The 19,198-nt window shown below is 50.9% G+C and carries 19 protein-coding genes and 1 pseudogene; 6 read left to right on the top strand and 14 right to left on the bottom strand.

Translation table 11 applies throughout. The features are described 5' to 3' along the window. Window positions 1–32: 32 nt before the first annotated feature. The 11 genes and pseudogenes from KAJ71_RS02545 to KAJ71_RS02495 form a co-directional block, all read right to left on the bottom strand. Window positions 33–725, bottom strand: a complete 693-nt coding sequence (locus KAJ71_RS02545; RefSeq protein WP_248944247.1) for an oligogalacturonate-specific porin KdgM family protein — start codon at window positions 723–725, stop codon at window positions 33–35. A gap of 350 nt (window positions 726–1,075) precedes the next feature. After that, complete coding sequence (locus tag KAJ71_RS02540; protein WP_248944246.1) at window positions 1,076–2,365, bottom strand: ABC transporter substrate-binding protein; 1,290 nt, start codon at window positions 2,363–2,365, stop codon at window positions 1,076–1,078. Window positions 2,366–2,380: 15 nt separating this feature from the next. After that, window positions 2,381–3,508 (bottom strand): ABC transporter ATP-binding protein, encoded by a 1,128-nt coding sequence (locus KAJ71_RS02535; RefSeq protein ID WP_248944245.1) that lies wholly within the window; start codon window positions 3,506–3,508, stop codon window positions 2,381–2,383. A gap of 13 nt (window positions 3,509–3,521) precedes the next feature. Then, complete coding sequence (locus tag KAJ71_RS02530) at window positions 3,522–4,436, bottom strand: carbohydrate ABC transporter permease (RefSeq protein WP_248944244.1); 915 nt, start codon at window positions 4,434–4,436, stop codon at window positions 3,522–3,524. Continuing rightward, a complete protein-coding gene (locus KAJ71_RS02525) occupies window positions 4,429–5,319 on the bottom strand; it encodes a carbohydrate ABC transporter permease (RefSeq protein WP_024530676.1) in 891 nt (296 codons plus the stop codon). Before KAJ71_RS02525 ends, KAJ71_RS02530 begins: the two co-directional genes overlap by 8 nt. 675 nt (window positions 5,320–5,994) lie before the next feature. Beyond that, the gene (yfcD, locus tag KAJ71_RS02520) at window positions 5,995–6,570 is read right to left on the bottom strand and encodes an NUDIX hydrolase YfcD (RefSeq protein WP_248944243.1); all 576 of its coding nucleotides are present in this window, start codon (window positions 6,568–6,570) and stop codon (window positions 5,995–5,997) included. A gap of 131 nt (window positions 6,571–6,701) precedes the next feature. After that, window positions 6,702–7,253 (bottom strand): phosphodiesterase, encoded by a 552-nt coding sequence (yfcE, locus tag KAJ71_RS02515; protein ID WP_248944242.1) that lies wholly within the window; start codon window positions 7,251–7,253, stop codon window positions 6,702–6,704. A 103-nt stretch (window positions 7,254–7,356) separates the two neighbouring features. Further along, window positions 7,357–8,001, bottom strand: coding sequence for an RpiB/LacA/LacB family sugar-phosphate isomerase (locus KAJ71_RS02510; RefSeq protein WP_021178550.1), 645 nt, complete (start codon window positions 7,999–8,001; stop codon window positions 7,357–7,359). Between the two features lie 45 nt (window positions 8,002–8,046). Then, the gene (gene kduD, locus KAJ71_RS02505) at window positions 8,047–8,808 is read right to left on the bottom strand and encodes a 2-dehydro-3-deoxy-D-gluconate 5-dehydrogenase KduD (protein ID WP_065683085.1); all 762 of its coding nucleotides are present in this window, start codon (window positions 8,806–8,808) and stop codon (window positions 8,047–8,049) included. A 283-nt stretch (window positions 8,809–9,091) separates the two neighbouring features. Then, a pseudogene (locus KAJ71_RS02500) lies at window positions 9,092–9,586 on the bottom strand (right-handed parallel beta-helix repeat-containing protein); the annotation flags it as partial. A 78-nt stretch (window positions 9,587–9,664) separates the two neighbouring features. Then, window positions 9,665–11,230 (bottom strand): MFS transporter, encoded by a 1,566-nt coding sequence (locus tag KAJ71_RS02495; RefSeq protein WP_248944241.1) that lies wholly within the window; start codon window positions 11,228–11,230, stop codon window positions 9,665–9,667. Window positions 11,231–11,660: 430 nt separating this feature from the next. On the opposite strand from KAJ71_RS02495, the gene KAJ71_RS02490 reads away from it, so the two are divergent. From KAJ71_RS02490 to KAJ71_RS02465, 6 genes are all read left to right on the top strand, one after another. Continuing rightward, complete coding sequence (locus KAJ71_RS02490) at window positions 11,661–12,827, top strand: oligogalacturonate lyase family protein (RefSeq protein WP_248944240.1); 1,167 nt, start codon at window positions 11,661–11,663, stop codon at window positions 12,825–12,827. Between the two features lie 81 nt (window positions 12,828–12,908). Then, window positions 12,909–13,232, top strand: a complete 324-nt coding sequence (locus KAJ71_RS02485; RefSeq protein ID WP_248944239.1) for a cupin domain-containing protein — start codon at window positions 12,909–12,911, stop codon at window positions 13,230–13,232. 627 nt (window positions 13,233–13,859) lie between these two features. After that, entirely contained in the window at window positions 13,860–14,471 is a 612-nt protein-coding gene (locus KAJ71_RS02480; RefSeq protein WP_248944238.1) for a LuxR C-terminal-related transcriptional regulator, read from the top strand. 332 nt (window positions 14,472–14,803) lie between these two features. Continuing rightward, window positions 14,804–15,433 carry a GSH-dependent disulfide bond oxidoreductase gene (gene yfcG / locus KAJ71_RS02475; RefSeq protein ID WP_248944237.1) on the top strand — a complete coding sequence of 210 codons (630 nt, stop codon included), beginning with the start codon at window positions 14,804–14,806 and terminating at the stop codon, window positions 15,431–15,433. Between the two features lie 159 nt (window positions 15,434–15,592). Then, the gene (gene folX / locus KAJ71_RS02470; RefSeq protein WP_248944236.1) at window positions 15,593–15,970 is read left to right on the top strand and encodes a dihydroneopterin triphosphate 2'-epimerase; all 378 of its coding nucleotides are present in this window, start codon (window positions 15,593–15,595) and stop codon (window positions 15,968–15,970) included. A 26-nt stretch (window positions 15,971–15,996) separates the two neighbouring features. Beyond that, window positions 15,997–16,902 carry a TIGR01777 family oxidoreductase gene (locus tag KAJ71_RS02465; RefSeq protein ID WP_248944235.1) on the top strand — a complete coding sequence of 302 codons (906 nt, stop codon included), beginning with the start codon at window positions 15,997–15,999 and terminating at the stop codon, window positions 16,900–16,902. Window positions 16,903–16,937: 35 nt separating this feature from the next. On the opposite strand, the gene hisP is transcribed toward KAJ71_RS02465, so the two are convergent. From hisP to KAJ71_RS02450, 3 genes are read right to left on the bottom strand one after another with little or no spacing between them, the layout of a single operon-like run. Further along, the gene (hisP, locus tag KAJ71_RS02460; protein WP_248944234.1) at window positions 16,938–17,711 is read right to left on the bottom strand and encodes a histidine ABC transporter ATP-binding protein HisP; all 774 of its coding nucleotides are present in this window, start codon (window positions 17,709–17,711) and stop codon (window positions 16,938–16,940) included. Window positions 17,712–17,727: 16 nt separating this feature from the next. Further along, window positions 17,728–18,435 (bottom strand): ABC transporter permease, encoded by a 708-nt coding sequence (locus tag KAJ71_RS02455; RefSeq protein ID WP_248944233.1) that lies wholly within the window; start codon window positions 18,433–18,435, stop codon window positions 17,728–17,730. Next, window positions 18,432–19,118: a histidine ABC transporter permease HisQ gene (locus KAJ71_RS02450; RefSeq protein ID WP_046808387.1), complete on the bottom strand. Its 687-nt coding sequence runs from the start codon at window positions 19,116–19,118 to the stop codon at window positions 18,432–18,434. The genes KAJ71_RS02455 and KAJ71_RS02450 overlap by 4 nt, the downstream gene beginning before the upstream one ends. Window positions 19,119–19,198 lie beyond the last annotated feature (80 nt).

The following is a 19,198-nucleotide window of genomic DNA, read 5'->3' as shown; positions in this document are numbered from 1 at the left end:
ATAAGACGGCATCCCCGGTATCTTGGCAACCCTTACCAGCTATAGTTTATCCCGACACGGTAGCGCGTCTGACGGTTATCGCTTTTGCTATCTTGCTTCACGTTGCCAACTTCAACATAAGGCTTCCAGTTTTTATCCCACTTGTAAGCCAGCTTGACGTTATGTTCGTAATCGGTTTTGCCATCGTCAAAAATAACCTTGTTGCTGCTCTTATACACGTAGTTATATTCGGCTGACCAGTCTTTATAGAAGTTATAACCTAACCAAAAATCGCCACGGTTGGTTTTCTCATCACCCTCCGAACCTTTTGAAGTGGTGCGCTTATATTCGTAGCGATATCTACCCGCCACATAAAGGTCTTTGGTCAGGTTATACTGCGCACGCAGGTAAGGACGATAGCCGTTATTATTACTGTTGGACTCTAGCGAGAACCCTGGTTGCAAGGTGATCGCATCAAATTTATGCTGATAGCTGACGACGGCTTCTGTCCCATTACTGACCTGCTCGTGGAAAGGTTTATCAGGTGTCGAATCTGAAGAGTCCTGACGCCATTTTGCTTCCAGAGAGAACCCCAGACCGTTATCGAAGCGATGCGATACCAACATACGATTTTTATGGTCGCCTTTGGCTGTGTCCTGCCATTCATGGCGCAAATCAAGCGACATGGCCATTGCACTAAAGTTTGCTACAGAGGCTAACACCAGAGTCAATAATTTAAATTTCATTATTACTACCCTTATCATTTAATTATAGAAAAGACATCCCCGCTCTAATTAAGGGGGTTATAGTGTTTTTTGAAATACTTATTACTCAAAAACGGAAATAGCGAACATATAACTTAAAACAAACTTTATCTTTTTTGATGAATAAAGATTACCCAACATAAATAGCCGTTTGTAATACCGCGCCACCTTAAGCCTCTGACAGATGGGTGCTATGCAGGTTAGCCGACCGTTGAGCGCATGGATGCGCGATACGAGCCCCCAGGGACGGGTTCACGGCGTGTCGGCGTTCTGCATAGCTCCCAGTTGTATCACTATGACCAACAGCTATTTAAATATGATAGAAATTGACCTTATCTCATGGCGCGTTTCAGAATACGGTCGCCCTGGCGCTGGAAATCTGCCGCCACTTCCTGCACCGTTTTCTTACCATAATCGATATTCTGAATGGCATCCTGGAACAGCACCACGATCTGCGGGTCGTCAAAATATGGCGAAGCGCTGATGGCATGTGGTAGTGACAACGCCAGCTTCAACCCGGAAACCGCCGGATCGCTATCCTGGATCGCTCCACTTTCGCGCAACTGAGTGACAGCAGCTTGACTTAACGGTACGCCACGCTCCAGCTTCAGCGCCTCAACACCTTCCTTGCTGTTTAACAGGAAGTTAATCAACATTGCCGCTTCTTTTGGATGCTTGCTGCTTTTACCAATCGAGAACATTTGCGACGGTTTGAAGAACAATCCGGCATCCTTGGCCCCTGGTAGCATCGGGTATGGCCCCAGTTCAAGCTGGGCCGGTGCCTTCAGGTTGTCGGAATATTTGTTGATGGTGGAGTTCCACATATAGGTTCCGCCCCACTCCCCCGCAATCCAGGGTTTCATCTCATACATATTGCTTTTGCCGAACGAGGCATAGTATTTCGATGACGGCATGACGTGGCTATCCACCATGTCTTTATACATCTGGAAGAAATCGACCCACTGCGCTTCGGTGTAAGCAAACTTTTTCTTAGACTCGTCGATAATATCGACGTTATGTTTCTGGATCATATATGAGCGTAACAACGCAAAGGTATCCTGGTGCTCCAACACCACCGGATAATATTTCTCGCCCAGTTTTTCGTTGAAGGTTTTACCGGTGGCGAGCAATTCATCCCAGTTATTGGGATATTGCACGCCCGCGTCTTTCCAGGTGACATCGTTATAATAGAAAACGCGTGCGGTCACTGAGATCGGGATACCGTTCAGCTTGCCGTCAATCGTGGTGGTTTGCAGCTCTTTGGGATCAAACTGAGTCAGTTCCAGATACTCACTCACCTTGTTCAGGTCATAGAACCCGGTGCCGGTTTTTGAAAATATCGGCAGCCAATTCCAGTTGGTTTGCATCACATCCGGCTCGGTGCCCCCGGCGATTTGGGTGGTCAGGCGTGAAAGGTGACCGTCCCAGCCGGTATATTCTGATTTCACCTTGATATTCGGGTTCTGCTTCTCGAACGCTTCAATCGCTTTCAACGTAACCTGATGACGGCCATTGCCTCCCCACCAGGACATACGTAGGTCAACCTGTTCAGCGGCAAGAGCCTGATGGGCAAATATCGCCATGGACGAGGCTACCAGAGTACGTAAGACTATTTTTTTCATTATTGACCACTCCTGTTAAAGAGAAATATTCTTTTCCGTTTTCGCATCAAAAATGTGGCATTTATCCATATCGAATTTGAAGTAAATCGGACGATGCAGCCCATTTTTCAGGATCGGTTTGACGTCATCGGAAGGAATACGGCAGGTCAGTTCAAAATCATTCACCTTCAGGTAAACAAAGAACTCATGGCCCATATTCTCGACGCGAACCAGCTCCCCTTCAGAGTGGTTGCCCTCAAACGGTGACTCTGAAATCGACACAAACTCCGGCCGCACGCCAAAGAACACGTCCTGCCCGACAAAGCTGGCGACCTTATCCTGCTGATACTGGCTGAGGGTCAGGGTGTAATTACCGACGGTGAGGCCGATTTTGCCGTCCTGCCCTACCAGCTTGCTCGGCTTGATGTTCATTTCTGGCGCCCCGATAAAGCCGGCGACAAACATGTTTTTCGGGAAGTGGTACAGATTGTCTGGCGTATCCACCTGCATGATATGCCCCAGCTTCATCACGCAGATACGGTCGCCCATGGTCATGGCTTCGGTCTGATCGTGGGTGACGTAGACGGTGGTCGCTGGCTTGCCGCTCTTTTTCAGCTGCTTGTGCAAATCGGAAATACGGATACGCATTGACGCACGCAGCTTGGCATCCAGGTTAGACAATGGCTCATCGAACAGGAACACGTCTGGTTTTTTCACTATCGCGCGGCCAACGGCCACACGCTGCGCCTGCCCACCGGAGAGTTGGCGTGGCAAGCGATCCAACAGCTCTTCCAGCTCCAGGATCTTGGCGGCTTCGTTAACCTGCTCTTCAATCTGCTCTTTAGGCAGCTTGCTCAGCTTCAAACCAAAGGCCAAATTATCTTTCACCGTCATATGCGGATACAGCGCATAGTTCTGAAACACCATGGCAATACCACGGGATTTAGGGGCCAGGTTATTCACCACGCGGTCGCCAATGCGCACTTCGCCGCCGCTAATAGTTTCCAGCCCTGCCAGCATCCGCAGCGTGGTCGATTTGGCACAGCCGGAAGGGCCGACAATCACCATGAACTCGCCATCGGCAATGGTCAGATTGATGCCATGCACCGCCTTATAACCGTTGCTGTACACTTTCTGCAGATTGTTAAAAATGACTTCAGCCATGATAGATCCTCAATTAACCTTTAATTCCGCTGCTGGTAACGCCCTGCACAAAGTAGCGTTGGGCCAGGAAGAACACGATGATGGACGGCAGAATAGAGATGCTTGCCATAGCCAGGATTTCGTTCCACGGCGCACCTTCTGTCACGTCGATAGACATTTTCAACGCCAGCGCAATCGGGTACTTATCAACGCTGTAGACGTAGATCAACGGGCCAATAAAGTCATTCATCGACCACATAAACTGGAACAGGGCGACGGAGATAATCGCCGGTTTCAGGATTGGCACCACCACATACCACAGCACCTGGAACGAGTTACAACCATCAATCTGGGCCGCCTCTTCCATATCCCGTGGCACACCGCGCAGAAACTGGATCAACATAAAGACGAAGAACCCTTGGGTCGCAAATGCCAGCGGTAAATAGAGCGGCAGATAGCTATCCAGCATGCCCATTTCACGGAACATGATGTATTGCGGGATCAGTAACACCGTGCTTGGCAGCAACATGGTGGTGATCAGCGTGGCAAACCAGAATTTCTTCCACGGAATTTCAAAGCGGGCAAAACCGTAGGCCACAATGGTCGAAGAGATAATGGTTAATAACACCTTGGGGATCACAAACTTAAAGGTGTTAAGCATGTAGTGACCAAAGTTATATTCCGTACCGGTTTTCCAACCGTTAACGAAACCGTCCGAGGTCGCATTTTCTGGCCACAGGCCCAGGGTGGTGAAGATCTCCTGGTTGGGTTTAAACGATGCCGAGAACATCCACACCAGCGGATAGAGCATCAATAATCCCACCAGCAGCAGCACGACGTAACGAATAGCGGCGCTGATCTTTTCCCGGCGCAGTGTGCGCTGAACTTCACGCTCAGCCATTTCCTGCGCGTTGGACATGAGTAATTGGTTCTGTTGCATGTCAGCCATTTTTGCCACCCTTGTCTGCCGAGTAGAAGACCCAATACTTCGATGATTTAAAGGCGATTGAGGCGAACAGGGCCACAACCAGGAACAGGATCCACGCCAATGCGGCACCGTAACCCATATCAAAATATTTAAAGGCGGTATCGTAGATATACAGTGAGAACAGATAGGTGTAATGGGTTGGCCCGCCCCCGGTAATCACATACGGAGCCGTAAACTCCTGGAAAGCCTGCGTGGTCTGCATAATAAAGTTGAAGAAAATCACCGGCGTGATCAGCGGTACCGTGACCTTCATAAACATTTGCCACTTGGAAGCACCATCAATCATGGCCGCTTCATATTGTGACTGTGGCACGTTTTGCAGCGCCGCCAGGAAGATCACCATCGCGGAGCCGAACTGCCATACGCGCAGCAACGTGACCGACATTAATGCCAGTGAAGGTTCGCCCAGCCAGTTGACCGGATCCATACCAAAAACACCGATAAAGCTATTTAGCAGCCCGTCGATGGCAAACAGAGCACGCCACAACACGGCGATAGCCACGCTGCTGCCCAGGATAGAAGGAACGTAATACGCCGTACGGAAAAAGCCGATGCCGCGCAGTTTAAAATTAAGGACAAAAGCGATACCTAACGCAAACGCCAATTTTAACGGGATGGTCAGAAACACATATGCAAAGGTGACGCCCATCGATTTCCAAAAAAGATGGTCTTCCATCAGCATATAACGATAGTTTTCCACCCCGTTAAACACCGGGGGATTCATCAAGTCATATTCCGTAAAGCTCAGCAAGAATGATGACACAAAGGGGAACGCCGTAAATATGATCAACCCTATTATATAAGGTGATATATAGGCTAACCCCAGCATTCTGTTTTCATTCATGGTTGTTACCCATAGCCATTTAAATAGAAAAAGAAATGAAATTGGTTAAGTAAAATTTAAGTAAGATTAAACAATAGAAATGACAAGCCCGGCAGTCTGCCCAGGTTCAGCATCCTCCCCGTAGTGATAAATCGATAAATTTTTTCAGGCGATCGCTGACCAATCTCAGCCAGTGATCAGCGGCCAATGCTCGCATTGTTACTATGCTGTCGGGTTGCTTGCTACAGTAGGATAATTCCATTTTTCGGTCTCCCAGAGGCTCCCGGCATCTACTAACCAACAAACTGAAACACTATTTCAAATTATTATATCTGAAATTTTTCCAACGTCATTCAGTGGATGGCAAAAGTGTGAGCAAAGTAGAAACGTTGTTTTGATTTTTTTATTTTAAAAAAATTATTATAAAAACCACGCACCACGCAAAACATAATTACATGATAAACAAGGATATTTATTCTTGATGGATTTGTGACGCCAAGGATAGCAATGTTGATAAGGTCGGTTAGTCAATTGTAGGTAGATAGAATCAGCGGATTTGAGTCGAGAGGGGAAGTCTGAATGTCGTCATTGATGGTTACATTTGTGATTTCAGGTGGTTGGCAAGCGGGAGAGTCCAACTGCGGGAGAAAAACAGACGGCCTTGCTGCTCTATGGGCAGCAAGGCCGTGCGTTAAATCAGGCGTCTTCCTCACCAGAGCTGGCTCTGCTTTCACGCGGCAGCGGCTTACCATAGTCTTGGCCATTATTACGCGTCAGCCACAGTGATAATGCCTTCAGCGAATCGGGGGTGAACTCGTCGCAGCGAGCGGTGATCTCCTCTGGCGTCAACCAGCTCACTTCAGCCACTTCTTCTTCCTGCAGGGCAAACGGGCCATTGGCGACGCAGCTAAACAACGCCCCCCAAATACGGCATTGTTGCTCTTCAAAGTAGAACAGGCCATGTTCGGCAAACGGGATCCCGGCGATACCCAGTTCCTCTTCCGCCTCACGGCGGGCGGAGTCCAGCACGTTTTCCCCGCTTTGTACCACTCCCCCTGCGGTGGCATCCATCCAACCCGGGTAAAAATCTTTGGTGTCAGTGCGCCGCTGCACCAAAATTTTCCCCATTCCATCATGCACCACAATATAGGTCGCACGATGACGCAGCCCTTGGGCACGCATCTGTTGACGACTGGACTGAGCAATCACTTCGTTTTGCTCGTTGACGATATCAACCCACTCGGTATCTGCAGCCTGATCCTGTTCCGCCATCCTGTAAAACCTTCTATTTTGGGCGCGATACATGCCGCGCACGGGTTATGCTTCAATTATTCTTGGTATATGTCCCTGCTCTACCAAGCCACAGCCATAGCTGCCACTTTCGAGCTACCGGGTCTATAAAATTAGTGCGTTAACGCCACCTCTGCAACAACCTTGCCGTTGTGCAACTCGAGCACGCTCAAGACGTCATCTGCCAATATGCCATAGCTGGCCGGAAAACCTCCTTTAGGGATGCTGACCGAACCTGGATTAAAGCAGTAGATCTCCCCCTGTCTTTGTGCCTGGGGTAAATGCGTATGGCCATACACCAGTACGTCTCCGCCCGTTAAAGGTGGCAGTGTGTTGGGATGATAAAGGTGCCCGTGGGTTAAAAACAATCGTCTTTTGGGCAATAGCACATGTTGGTAAGAGGCCATCATCGGGAAGGAGAGCAGCATCTGATCGACTTCACTGTCGCAATTACCGCGAACAGCAACGATCTTGTCACTAACATGATTCAATCGTTCGGCTACCTGCGCGGGTTGATAGCTATCCGGCAAGGCATTGCGCGGACCGTGATTGAGCAAATCGCCCAACAGTATCAGCCAATCGGCCTGGCTTTGGGTAAACAATTCGAGGACTTTGTCGGTAGCGGAGAGCGAACCATGCAGGTCCGAGGCGAACATCAGCTTCATAATCTTTCCTTCGATGCGGAATATGAAACCATTTTAACGTAGCTGGGTTAGACAACAAGCGGTGGGTAAAACAGGTGGCCGATATTCGGCCACCTGAAGAACATCAGGCGCGGGCCAGCAGTTCTTTGACAAATGCCACGATCTCCGGCTTTTTGCCGTTGGAGAACAGACATTCCTGGAAGCGAGGGCCGCTAACGGCAGTCTTCACCAGCTCCGGATCGATCGCCCGCAGCGTATCAAGGTAATTGTCTTTGATCACCGCCTGCTTAACCTGATTGAGGATACCGGCGTTACGAACCTGAGGTTCCTTACGCTCTACCGGATAACCTTCACCTTTACGCCCGGTAAAGGCCTTCTCAAAGATATAGCGCACGTTCAACTCGGCACCCCAGCCAAAACCTTTGGCAAACGGCAGGGACAGCGCATTACCGTTGTTGATCTGAGCGAACAGGAAAGCATCCGCAGGATCGATACAGTAGCCGCACACTACGCCAGGATGGATGTTCAGTGACATCAAGGCGCCCTGCCCGGTACCGCAGCCGGTGACCACAAAGTCGACCGCCTCGGCGTTCAACAGAATGCTGGCCATAATCCCTAAATGGATATAGGTCAGATGGTGATCCTGCTCATCGCTCATACCCACGTTGAACACCGCATCATGATTGCCAGCCGCAACCGCCTGCAATTGTTCGAGAACCAGCGCATTTTTACCCGCCTGGCTGTTTTCCATCATCAGTGCAATATTCATCTTTTGCTCTCCGCAAATAAAATCAATCGGTTATTCTTTGTCTAGTTAGCGAGCCAACCAGCCGCCATCTACCGCTACGGTGTAGCCATTGATGTAATCCGAAGCCGGTGAAGCCAGGAATACCACCGGCCCCATCAGATCTTCTGGCAGGCCCCAACGGCCAGCCGGGATACGCTCGAGGATTTCCTCGCTACGAGCCTGATCGTCGCGCAGTTGGCGAGTATTGTTCGTCGCCATATAGCCAGGAGCCAACGCGTTCACGTTGATACCGTGGCTGGCCCATTCGTTGGCCAACAGACGGGTGACACCCATCACGGCGCTCTTGGACGCGGTGTAAGAAGGCACACGGATGCCCCCTTGATAAGACAGCATGGAGGCGATATTGATGATCTTGCCGCCGGTGCCTTGGGCAATAAACTGGCGGGCCACCGCCTGAGACATGAAGAACACCGTCTTGATGTTCAGGTTCATCACGTCATCCCAATCTTTTTCGCTAAATTGCAGCGCATCCTGACGGCGAATGATGCCAGCGTTATTGACCAGAATATCAATATGACCGAATTCGGCCACTGCGCGCTCCAGCAGCTCAGGCAGCACTTCCAGCTTGCTCAGGTCGGCTTTCAGACTCAGGAAACGACGCCCCAGTGCGGTGACTTTGGCGATGGTTTCTTCCGGCTCAACCACATTAACGCCAACAATATCACAACCCGCTTGAGCCAGCCCGATGGCCATCCCCTGTCCCAGTCCGGTATCACAACCGGTCACAATCGCCACTTTACCCTGTAATGAAAAATTATCGAGAATCATGCTCTTGTCCTTAGTACTCAGGGCATCAGCGGCCCTTGTCAAAAGTGGGGATAGCATTGCAATCCCGCCAGTGTCGCAGCTTGCTGCCATACAGAGGGAACGATATTGCCCGCCCCTGTCATCATGATGGCGCAAGTCTAACGCTTATCCCTGACGCGATCAATAAAATTGAAACAATGTTTTATTTTAAATGAAAGTAATTTTTGTTTGTGTGGTATATGCCGTTTTCACGGAGGCAAAAACGACGCCGCAGGTTCATCACATGCGGCGCTCCTACGGAGGGTCATTTCACTGCTGACAACATAAAGGCATTGTTGTCGGCGATGTTCCCCACCACCGCATCTGCATATTCTCCTGGCTTGCTGCGCAGCGAGACGTTGCCGCTGAATACGCCCTGATTTTCCTGCGTGGTATAGGGACCCGGGCGGAAAATGTAGTTAACCCTCTGATTATCAATCGCCATATTGTTAGTCACTTGCAGTGCACCAGGGTTGAAGTTGTCGGTAAACCCATCCATGCCGTTTTCAATGGCGAGGCTATTGATCACCTGGTGGGCCACGGGTAGCCCTTCGCCCCCCAGTTTGAAACCATTATTGACATTGCGCAGCGCGACGCTGTTCTCGATGATCACCTTGCCGTTCGGGCCATCCTCAATCTTGTTAAACAGATCAAAGCCGTCATCCACGTTGTCATGCGAGAAGCAGGCGACGAGCCGATTCCCCTCACGCTGGCCAGAGCAATTAGTAACGACAGAGGTACGATCTTCATTTCCCTTTCCTTGTTTTTAATCGGTAGGGATCCCCCCGCCGTGTTGGCGAGAAGATCCTATTACTGGGTTTTGGGGAGATCTGGCCCGTTAGGCCGGTTTATACACAGGGGTAGAGACTTCGGGAGTGATGTTCATCTTCTGGCAGATCTTACTGTTGCCCCAGCATTGTTCGTAGGGCAGCCCTACCAGCTTCTCAATCACCAGACGAACTTCGGGTTTGATATCGCCGATCTTGCCGCCAGCCTTGATGCGGGCCACTTCGTACAGCACCACCTGATGGGTCTGGCGGTTAAGCGTCATTTGGCTGCTGAAGACAATCGCCATCAGCGCCAACAAGATCACGCCAGCAAAAAACACCCAGGAGATCGCGGTAATGGCAGTTTCCGGCTGAGTGTGAGACTTGGACTGGAAGCCGTAGTCACTGAGGATCGCCCCCATGGTGAAGACGATTATCGAACGCATAATCTTGCCGGAGAAGGTCATCGCACCAGCATAAATTCCTTCACGACGGCGGCCGGTAAAGACTTCGTCCACGTCCGCCAGGAAGGTATACACCGTCCAGGGAATGTAATACACCCCGCCAGTGCCCAGACCAAAGATCACGGTGATGCCGATGATGGCAGCAGTGGCAATATGCGCAGGCAAGTTAAAGAAGTGCAGCAGAGAGTAACAGCAGACCGCAAACATCACGATGCCGAGCGCCCAGGAATAAGGTTTACTGAAGCCTTTTTTCACGCACAGGCCGATAAAGATGGCGGTCGATATCAACTGTAAGATGGCATTCAGGCTGTTCAATCCGGCCAGAATGGCGGGATCGTATTGCAGCACGAAGATCACGAAATAGGTGAATACCGAGGCAAACAGCCATTCCGCACCGAAGCCGAACAGATACATGCCCAGATGCTTGCGAAATACCCGCAGGTAGAAGGTCGATTGCATATCCCGCGCCAATGAAGCCAACGTTTTAAGTAGCGACTTCTTATGCTTGACCACCTCTATCGCTTCATCCTTTCGCTCCCAAGAGAACAGATACAGCACGGTGATGGCAATAAACAGGATCACGCCGTAGGTAATGCCGGTATACAGAAAAGGCTGGGCCGATTCTTTACCGTAGAGCAGAATAAATTGCCCTGGGATAAACGCCGCCAGGAAGTTGGCCATCTTGCCAAAAATCGCTTTATAGCCGGTCAGCTTGGAGCGCATGGCGAAATCATCGGTCATTTCGGTCGCCAGCGTCTCGTAAGGCACCATCACCGAGGTATAAATCAGTTCGAAAATGACGTAGGTGGCGAGGTAGTACCAAAAACCAAAGCCCTCGACCCACAGCAGCGGGTAAAAGACCATCAGTGGCGCGCCAATCAGCAAGAAGAAACGGCGCCGACCAAAGCGCTTACCGAGCCAGGTATTGCCAAAGTTATCGGTCAGATAGCCCATCACCGGGTTGCTGATAGCATCGATGACGCTCGCAACCGAGAAGATGAATGACGCCTCCAGCAGCGTCAGCCCACAGAACGTGGTGTAAAAATAGAGCAGCCAGGCACCGCTGATCGCCAGCGCGCCGCTGCCCAGCAGGTTCCCCCCGCCATAAGCCAGCTGATGCCCTAGCCTGACCGTTCTTCCCTTACCCAGAGCGTTAATACCATTAGTTGTCATCGTTTCTTCTCGCAAACAAAATAATGAACTGCAATTTCATTTTTACAGGAATAACGTTTTATACTTTTAGGCGAGTTATAATGTTGTGATGAAAGTCACATAAAAAATAAGGGGATCTCATTTAATCACCTTTAAAACGCGGGCAGCCTCTGGCCGCAGTCCCTGCATCAAGGATTGCCCATGCGTTATTTTTCTATAATGGCGAGCATGCAACGGCGTCACGCTGGTTGGCTATGAGCAAAACCGCGATCCGCCACCAATCGGGCAAAGCGCAACGATTTATGCGATGCAGCTCTCATAAATCACCCGTTCGGGTTGGCCTTATTCGTCACTTTGATATCATTTTTCTAAATTTATGAAACAATGTTTTATTTAATTAAAGGATCGCCTGCACAGCGGCGGTTTATCGATAAGGTTAAGGGAGGCTATCGTGGCTAAAGGTTCAATCCACCAGTTCAATTTCCATCGTACAACCGATGCCGGTACCGGCGCACAACTCATCCGCCTGACACCGCCTGAAGTGCTGTGCCACCGCAACTACTTCTACCAGAAATGTTTCACCAACGACGGCAGTAAACTGTTGTTTGCTGGTGAATTTGACGGTAACCGCAACTACTACCTGCTGGATCTGCAACTGCAACAAGCGGTGCAGTTGACCGAAGGCCCGGGCGACAACACCTTCGGCGGTTTTTTATCTCCGGACGATCGTTTCCTGTATTACGTGAAGAATGAGCGTGAGTTGCGCCGGGTAGAGCTGAGCAACTGCAATGAACAAACCCTGTATCGCGTACCTGAAGAGTGGGTTGGCTACGGTACCTGGGTTGCCAACAGTGAATGCACCAGCCTGGTGGGCATCGAAATCGATCGCCAAGATTGGCAACCTCTGACCGACTGGAAAATTTTCCACAGCTTCTTCACCAAAAACCCGCATTGCCGCCTGCTGCGTGTCGATTTGGCCAGCGGTGAATCACGCGTGATCTATGAAGACCGTATCTGGTTGGGCCACCCAATCTATCGCCCATACCATAGCGACTGCGTCGCCTTCTGCCATGAAGGGCCACACGATCTGGTAGATGCCCGCATGTGGCTGATCAACGAAGACGGCAGCAATATGCGTAAGGTAAAAACTCATGCCCCAGGCGAGAGCTGTACGCACGAATTCTGGGTGCCGGACGGTTCAGCTCTAATGTACGTCTCTTATTTGAAAGGCCAGCAAGAGCGCAACATCTGCCGTTACGATCCACAAACCGGGCAGGATGAGATCGTGATGACCATGCCAGCCTGTTCGCACCTGATGAGCAACTACGACGGCAGCCTGTTAGTGGGTGACGGTTCGGCTACGCCGGTCGATATCAAGGATTCTCAAGGCTACACCATTGAGAACGACCCGTGGCTTTACGTGTTCGACGCGAAACAAAAACGTCAGGCACGCCTGGCAGCGCATAACAGCTCATGGCGCGTGTTGAATGGCGATCGTCAGGTAACGCATCCGCACCCATCCTTTACCCCGGACAACCGGCAAGTGCTCTTCACCTCGGATTTTGAGGGTGAACCTGCGCTGTATCTGGCCCGCTTGCCGGAAGATCTCTTTGCTTGATGGCATTTTGCCCAGATGGCGAGCCTGCAGACATTCCCCAACAGGCTCACGATGACGGGTATATTTTATTGAGGAACAGCCATGTTTATCTACAAACAGGATTGTGCGCTAGAAGATTTAGGGAATGGCGTTACACGCCGCATTCTCGCCCACGGTGGCACCATGATGGCGGTAGAGGTCAACTTTAGCCAAGGTGCTATCGGCTCGTTGCACAGCCACCCGCACGAGCAACTGACCTACGTACTCTCCGGCCGTTTTAGCTTCACCATCGATGGCGTCACCAAGGAAGTGGGTGCTGGAGATACCCTGTACAAAAAGCCCGACGTGGTACACGGTTGCGTGTGCCTGGAGGCCGGAACCTTACTGGATACCTTCACTCCACAACGTGAAGATTTTCTGAAGTAATCTCATGTGCCCCGGCCATCGTGCCGGGAGCATTTATTTGGCATCCGATAAGCTGTAGCAATTCCCCCTCTCTTGCAGAAAATTAACCAGCCCCGCTTGTCACACCATCAATATACCTGCCGCCAAACTGACCGCAGACGAGAAACACGAACAATCCATATTTTTAATAAAAAACAACAGATATATATAAAATATGGATAAATCCGAATTTTATTTGGGTTTTGCCAAGAAGTTAAAAGCCTGATCTTATCTTTTGATTTTATTGAAGTAATTGTTAATCTATCGATAAAATCAATTGTTTTTATTAAATCGATCTATTTTATTGATCATAAAAATCAACTCTGTTATCCTATGTGATATAAATAATCAATATAAATCAATGGAATGAGTAAATTTAATGGCTTGCTGCGAGTATGTCGCCTGTTGCCCACATTGTGATATTTCCATCGAGTTGACAGGGAAGATTCCCCCCTACATGGAGGGTGCAGGCTGCTGCGGATGTGCGGTAAAAAGCTCCTCTTGATTTTCAAGAAGTCGGCAAAAAACCGTATACGCAATCAACAAGATTGCAGTTCATCCGCCAAAGCGCGTACCAGATAGGATTATTACTGATTAGGATGATCAACAATGGCTGATATTCATATCTACACGGTGAGTAATGACCGCTATTTATCCACGGGTCTGCACGCGCTGCTCAGACAGAGAGGAACGTTTGCCCACGATAAAATAGCGTTGTATGAAATACCCTTCGAGAAAGAAACATTTGAGGCTCATACGCTACCAGAGCTGAAAAATAGCGCCTGTGATTTGCTTATTTTGGATTGCAGCTGTGGCTTTATTAATTATTACGGTGCCTGTTCCGTGCTCTATACCGCCCTGGAGCAAGGTACGCTGAATACCAGGATCATCCTGATGTACGAAAACAGCCTGTGCCTGACCAACCCGGATATGTACAACCATTTTATCACTTTGGATAAAAATGCCTGCCTAGAGGATATCTTGCTAGCGATGTTCCCTCGTAAAACGATGCAGGATGAATTTGATAGCGAGGTAGAGGAAACCACGATCCGGCAGTATCTGACCGGCCGAGAGCTGATCATCATTAACGAAATCTACAGTGGTGCGCAGCCTGATGAGATAGCCAAAAAGCTCAAGCTCAGGCTAAAAACCATCAACTGTTATAAAAACCGGGCGATGAAAAAGATCTGCAGTAAAAGGCCACAGGATTTACATCTCTAGATACCCACACACCCTTGTTGCTCCCACCCTATTCGACGAGGACTAGTTCGAGAGTACACGTTATCATATGTTCGCACTTGCTGATCTCTATTGTGATGGCATCGACGTGCGCAGTACCTTCTCCAGAGAAAGACCTGATGCCCTATCCGTGGTGTCCCCGCATGACCAAAGCCTGGATCCAACATCACGCTATCGTATAAGCTGTATCCGTATCCTCTGCATCCGCCATAGGGCCATGCTCGATAAAGCCCAAGCGGATGCTCGCATAGCCTCAAGCGAACCAACCGATCTATGCTCATCTTATCTTGATGTTTTATAAGGAGTATTATCACATGATTGATCTGTATTACGCACCGACTCCCAATGGGCACAAAATTACCCTGCTTTTGGAGGAGGTTGGTTTACCTTATCGTATCCATCGCGTAAATATCAGTGCTGGCGATCAATTCACACCAGCGTTTCTGGCCATCTCCCCCAACAACAAAATCCCGGCCATCGTCGATCAACAACCCGTTGACGGTGGGGCACCCATCAGCCTGTTTGAATCAGGTGAGATCCTGCTCTATCTGGCAGAGAAAACCGGCAAACTGCTCAGCAAAGGGGTTCGCGAACGGGCAGCAACGCTGCAATGGTTATTTTGGCAGGTCGCCGGATTTGGGCCGATGCTCGGGCAAAATCATCACTTCAATCACTATGCTCCGCAGCCCGTCCCCTACGCGATAGAACGCTATCAGCAGGAAACCAAACGCCTGTATGGCGTGCTGGAAACCGAATTGCAACGGCACCCTTATCTGGGCGGCGACAACTACAGCATTGCCGATATTGCGACTTATCCCTGGGTAGTGTCTCATCCGCGCCAGCGCATCGATCTGGCAGATTATCCGGCGGTGCGCAACTGGTTTGAACGCATCCGCAACCGCCCGGCTACGGAACGCGCCTACAAATTGGCAGAACAAGCCTAACGCTGCCCTCCTCCCCTCTCTTGCATCGTGTACACATCGGAGAGGGGAAACCGGTGTGATCTCCCCCGCGTTGCTCTCTTTAAGCGTCTGGCTACATTATCTTTTCTTCACTTTCCGTGTATTCTGAGTACAAACAATCAGACCTCCGGAGAATCTCTGATGTCATGCCAGCAACCCGATGCCATTATCCGTATTAAAAACCTGCGGTTACGCACCTTCATCGGTATCAAGGAAGAAGAAATCAACAACCGTCAGGACATTCTGATCAACGTGGCGATCCACTACCCGGCGGACAAGGCGCGCAACAGCGAAGACATTAGCGACGCACTCAACTATCGCACCATCACCAAGGCGATCATTCGCCATATCGAAGACAACCGCTTCGCGCTGCTGGAAAAATTAACTCAGGATGTGCTCGACATAGTGAAACAACATCCATGGGTAACCTATGCTGAAGTAGAGATAGATAAATTGCTTGCCCTACGTTATGCCGACTCGGTTTCCATGACCATGAGTTACCGACGGGAAACCGCTTAGCACTCACCCTACCAGGGAGGCCGACCATGAAGATCCTGATTACCGGCGCAACTGGGTTGATCGGCAGTAGCCTGACCAGGCAACTGCTGCACCTTTCGCATGAGCTCACCCTGTTGACGCGCAACGTCGCCAAGGCACGGGATAAGTTCGGTGATCGGCTCAGCTACTGGGCTTCGCTTGATGAACAACGCTCTCTGGACGGTTTTGATGCCGTGATCAACCTGGCAGGTGAGCCAATTGCCGACAAACGCTGGAGCAAGGCGCAGAAAGAACTGCTGTGCCGCAGCCGTTGGGATTTGACCGAACGACTAGCCACGCTGATTGCCGCCAGCCATACGCCACCTTCGGTACTGATTTCCGGCTCGGCGGTCGGTTATTACGGCGATCAGGGCCAAGCGGTGGTAACGGAAGACGAGGCCCCGCACGATGAATTTACCCACCAGCTGTGCCAACGCTGGGAGGCTCTGGCCCTTCGGGCACAAAGTAGCTACACGCGCGTTTGCCTGCTGCGTACCGGCGTTGTTTTGTCGCCCAAAGGGGGAGCGTTGGCGAAGATGCTGCCACCATTCCGTATGGGCATAGGGGGGCCTATTGGCAATGGCCGCCAGTATCTTCCCTGGATCCATATTGACGATATGGTCAATGCCATCATCTACCTGTTGGATAATCCTCCATTGCGTGGACCCTTCAATATGGTGGCACCTTATCCAGTCCATAATGAACAGTTCACCGCCACTCTGTCCAAGGTGCTGGATCGCCCGGCGTTTCTTCGTGCACCGGCCTTTGCCATGCGGTTACTGATGGGGGAAGCCGCTGTGTTGATACTGGGTGGACAACGGGCGGTGCCGAGAAGGTTGGAAGAGGCGGGGTTTGTTTTCCGTTTCTTTGAGCTGGAACAGGCGTTGGATGATGTGATCAATCAGCAGGCTTGACCCCCAACCCTTCCCATAGGGTTGGGGGAAAATAGTTACTTCAGAGCACCAGAAAGGAACTGCTGCAAACGCGGGCTCTTAGGTTTACCAAACAACTCCGCAGGTGGCCCCTGCTCTTCAATCAACCCCTGATGCAGGAAAATGACGTGGCTGGAGACATGGCGCGCAAACTCCATTTCGTGCGTCACTACCACCATGGTTTTCCCCTCTTCCGCCAATTTCTGCATAATGCGTAGCACTTCACCCACCAGTTCAGGATCCAGCGCCGACGTCGGCTCATCAAACAGCAGCACCTCCGGCTCCATTGCCAACGCCCGGGCAATGGAAACACGCTGCTGTTGCCCGCCGGAGAGGTGCACCGGGTATTTGATTTGCGCCCGCGCATCAATGCCGACCTTATCCAGATAGCGCACTGCACGTTCGCGCGCCTCGGCCTTGCTCAGCCCCAATACCTGGATCGGGGCCTCCATCACGTTCTCCAGCACCGTCATGTGGCTCCATAGGTTGAAATGCTGGAACACCATGGTCAGGCGGGTACGCAGCAGCTGCAGCTGTTTCTTGTCAAAGACTCTTAACTGGCCATCCTTGTCGCGCACCATACGAATATCTTCATTGTTCAGGCTGATGGAGCCTTCGCTAGGCTTTTCCAGGAAGTTGATGCAACGCAGAAAGGTACTTTTACCGGAGCCGGAAGAACCGATAATGCTAATCACATCGCCCGCATTGGCCGCCAGGGAGACCCCCTTCAGCACTTCATGGTCACCATAACGCTTGTGCAGTTCGGTGACGGCTAATTTTTGTTCAGGCATGGTAGATCCCCGTCATTCATCGATGAGTTACGTGTGCCATCCAGCGTTTTTCTGCCCTGCGGAACAGGCTGATCAACGTATAGGAGATAATCAGATACAGCACGGCCGCAATGCCAAAGGCATAAAACGGCTGGTAGGTCGCCGCGTTGATATCGCGGGCAACCTTCAACAGATCCGGCACCGTGGCGGTAAAGGCCAACGCGGTCGAATGCAGCATCAAAATGACCTCATTGCTGTACATCGGTAATGCAGAGCGCAGCGCCGAAGGCAAAATAATGCAGCGATACAGTTTAAAGCTGGAAAACCCATAGGCCCTGGCCGCTTCAATTTCCCCATGCGGCACCGAACGAATGGCCCCGGCGAAAATCTCCGTGGTATAGGCACAGGTATTCAGCGTTAGCGCCAAAATGGTGCAGTTTAATCCGCTGCGGAAAAACGCGTTGAGGAGTTCGGTACCCCGCACGATTTCCAGGCTGTACATACCGGAATAAAACACCAACAGTTGTACGTACAGCGGCGTACCGCGGAAAACATAGGTATACAGCCACACCGGGTAGCGTACCCAACGGGTGGAAGAAACCCGAGCTACCGCCATCGGGATGGCCAGCAGTCCGCCCATGACCACCGAGGAGATCAGCAGCCACAGCGTCACCGCCACACCGGTATAGCGATAGCCATCGGTCCACAGCAGTTGCTGCCAATACTGATGCAGGATATCGATCATAGTTCGGCCCTTTTGACGCCCAGTGAATAACGCCGCTCAAGCCACAGCAATACGCCGTTGGAAATCGTGGTGAACAACAGATACACCAAGCCTGCGACAATGGCATAGAAGAAAGGTTGATAGGTGCCCTTTCCTGCCAGCTGTGTGGCCTTTACCAGATCGTTGAGTCCAAGAATGGAGACCAAGGCCGTCGCCTTGAGGATCACCTGCCAGTTGTTGCCGATGCCGGGTAACGCAAAGCGCATCATGGCCGGAAACAGAATGCGGCGGAAAATCTGCGCGTTGGAAAAACCGAAGGCGGTAGCCGCCTCGATCTGACCACGAGGCACCGCCAGGTAGGCTCCCCGGAAGGTTTCGGTAAAATAGGCTCCGTAAATAAAGCCCAGGGTAATGATGCCCGCCCCCAGCGGATCGATATTAATCTGTGAGAAGCCAATAAACTCCGTCACGCTGTTGAGGGCAATTTGCAGGCCGTAGAAGATCAACAGCATCAACACCAGGTCCGGCACGCCACGGATCAAGGTGGTATAGGCACCAAAGATCGTGGAAATAACAGGGTTTTGCGAAAGTTTACCGCCAGCGCCGATCAAACCAATCACCACCGCCAGCAATACGGAGCTGAGGGCCAGCTCCAGCGTCACCAGAGCCCCCTCAAATATCAGTTGGGAGTAACCTTGTAGCATTTACGTCACCCTGTCGTCATTGAGCACGTCATGACACTCCAACCAGAACAGGCCCGGAAAACCGGGCCTGTTGTCATAGA

The sequence above is a fragment of the Serratia silvae genome, assembly GCF_023282985.1.
GTDB lineage: Bacteria > Pseudomonadota > Gammaproteobacteria > Enterobacterales > Enterobacteriaceae > Chania > Chania silvae.
Note: the sequence above shows the minus strand (reverse complement) of the source record. Positions and strands in the feature narration are given on the sequence as shown.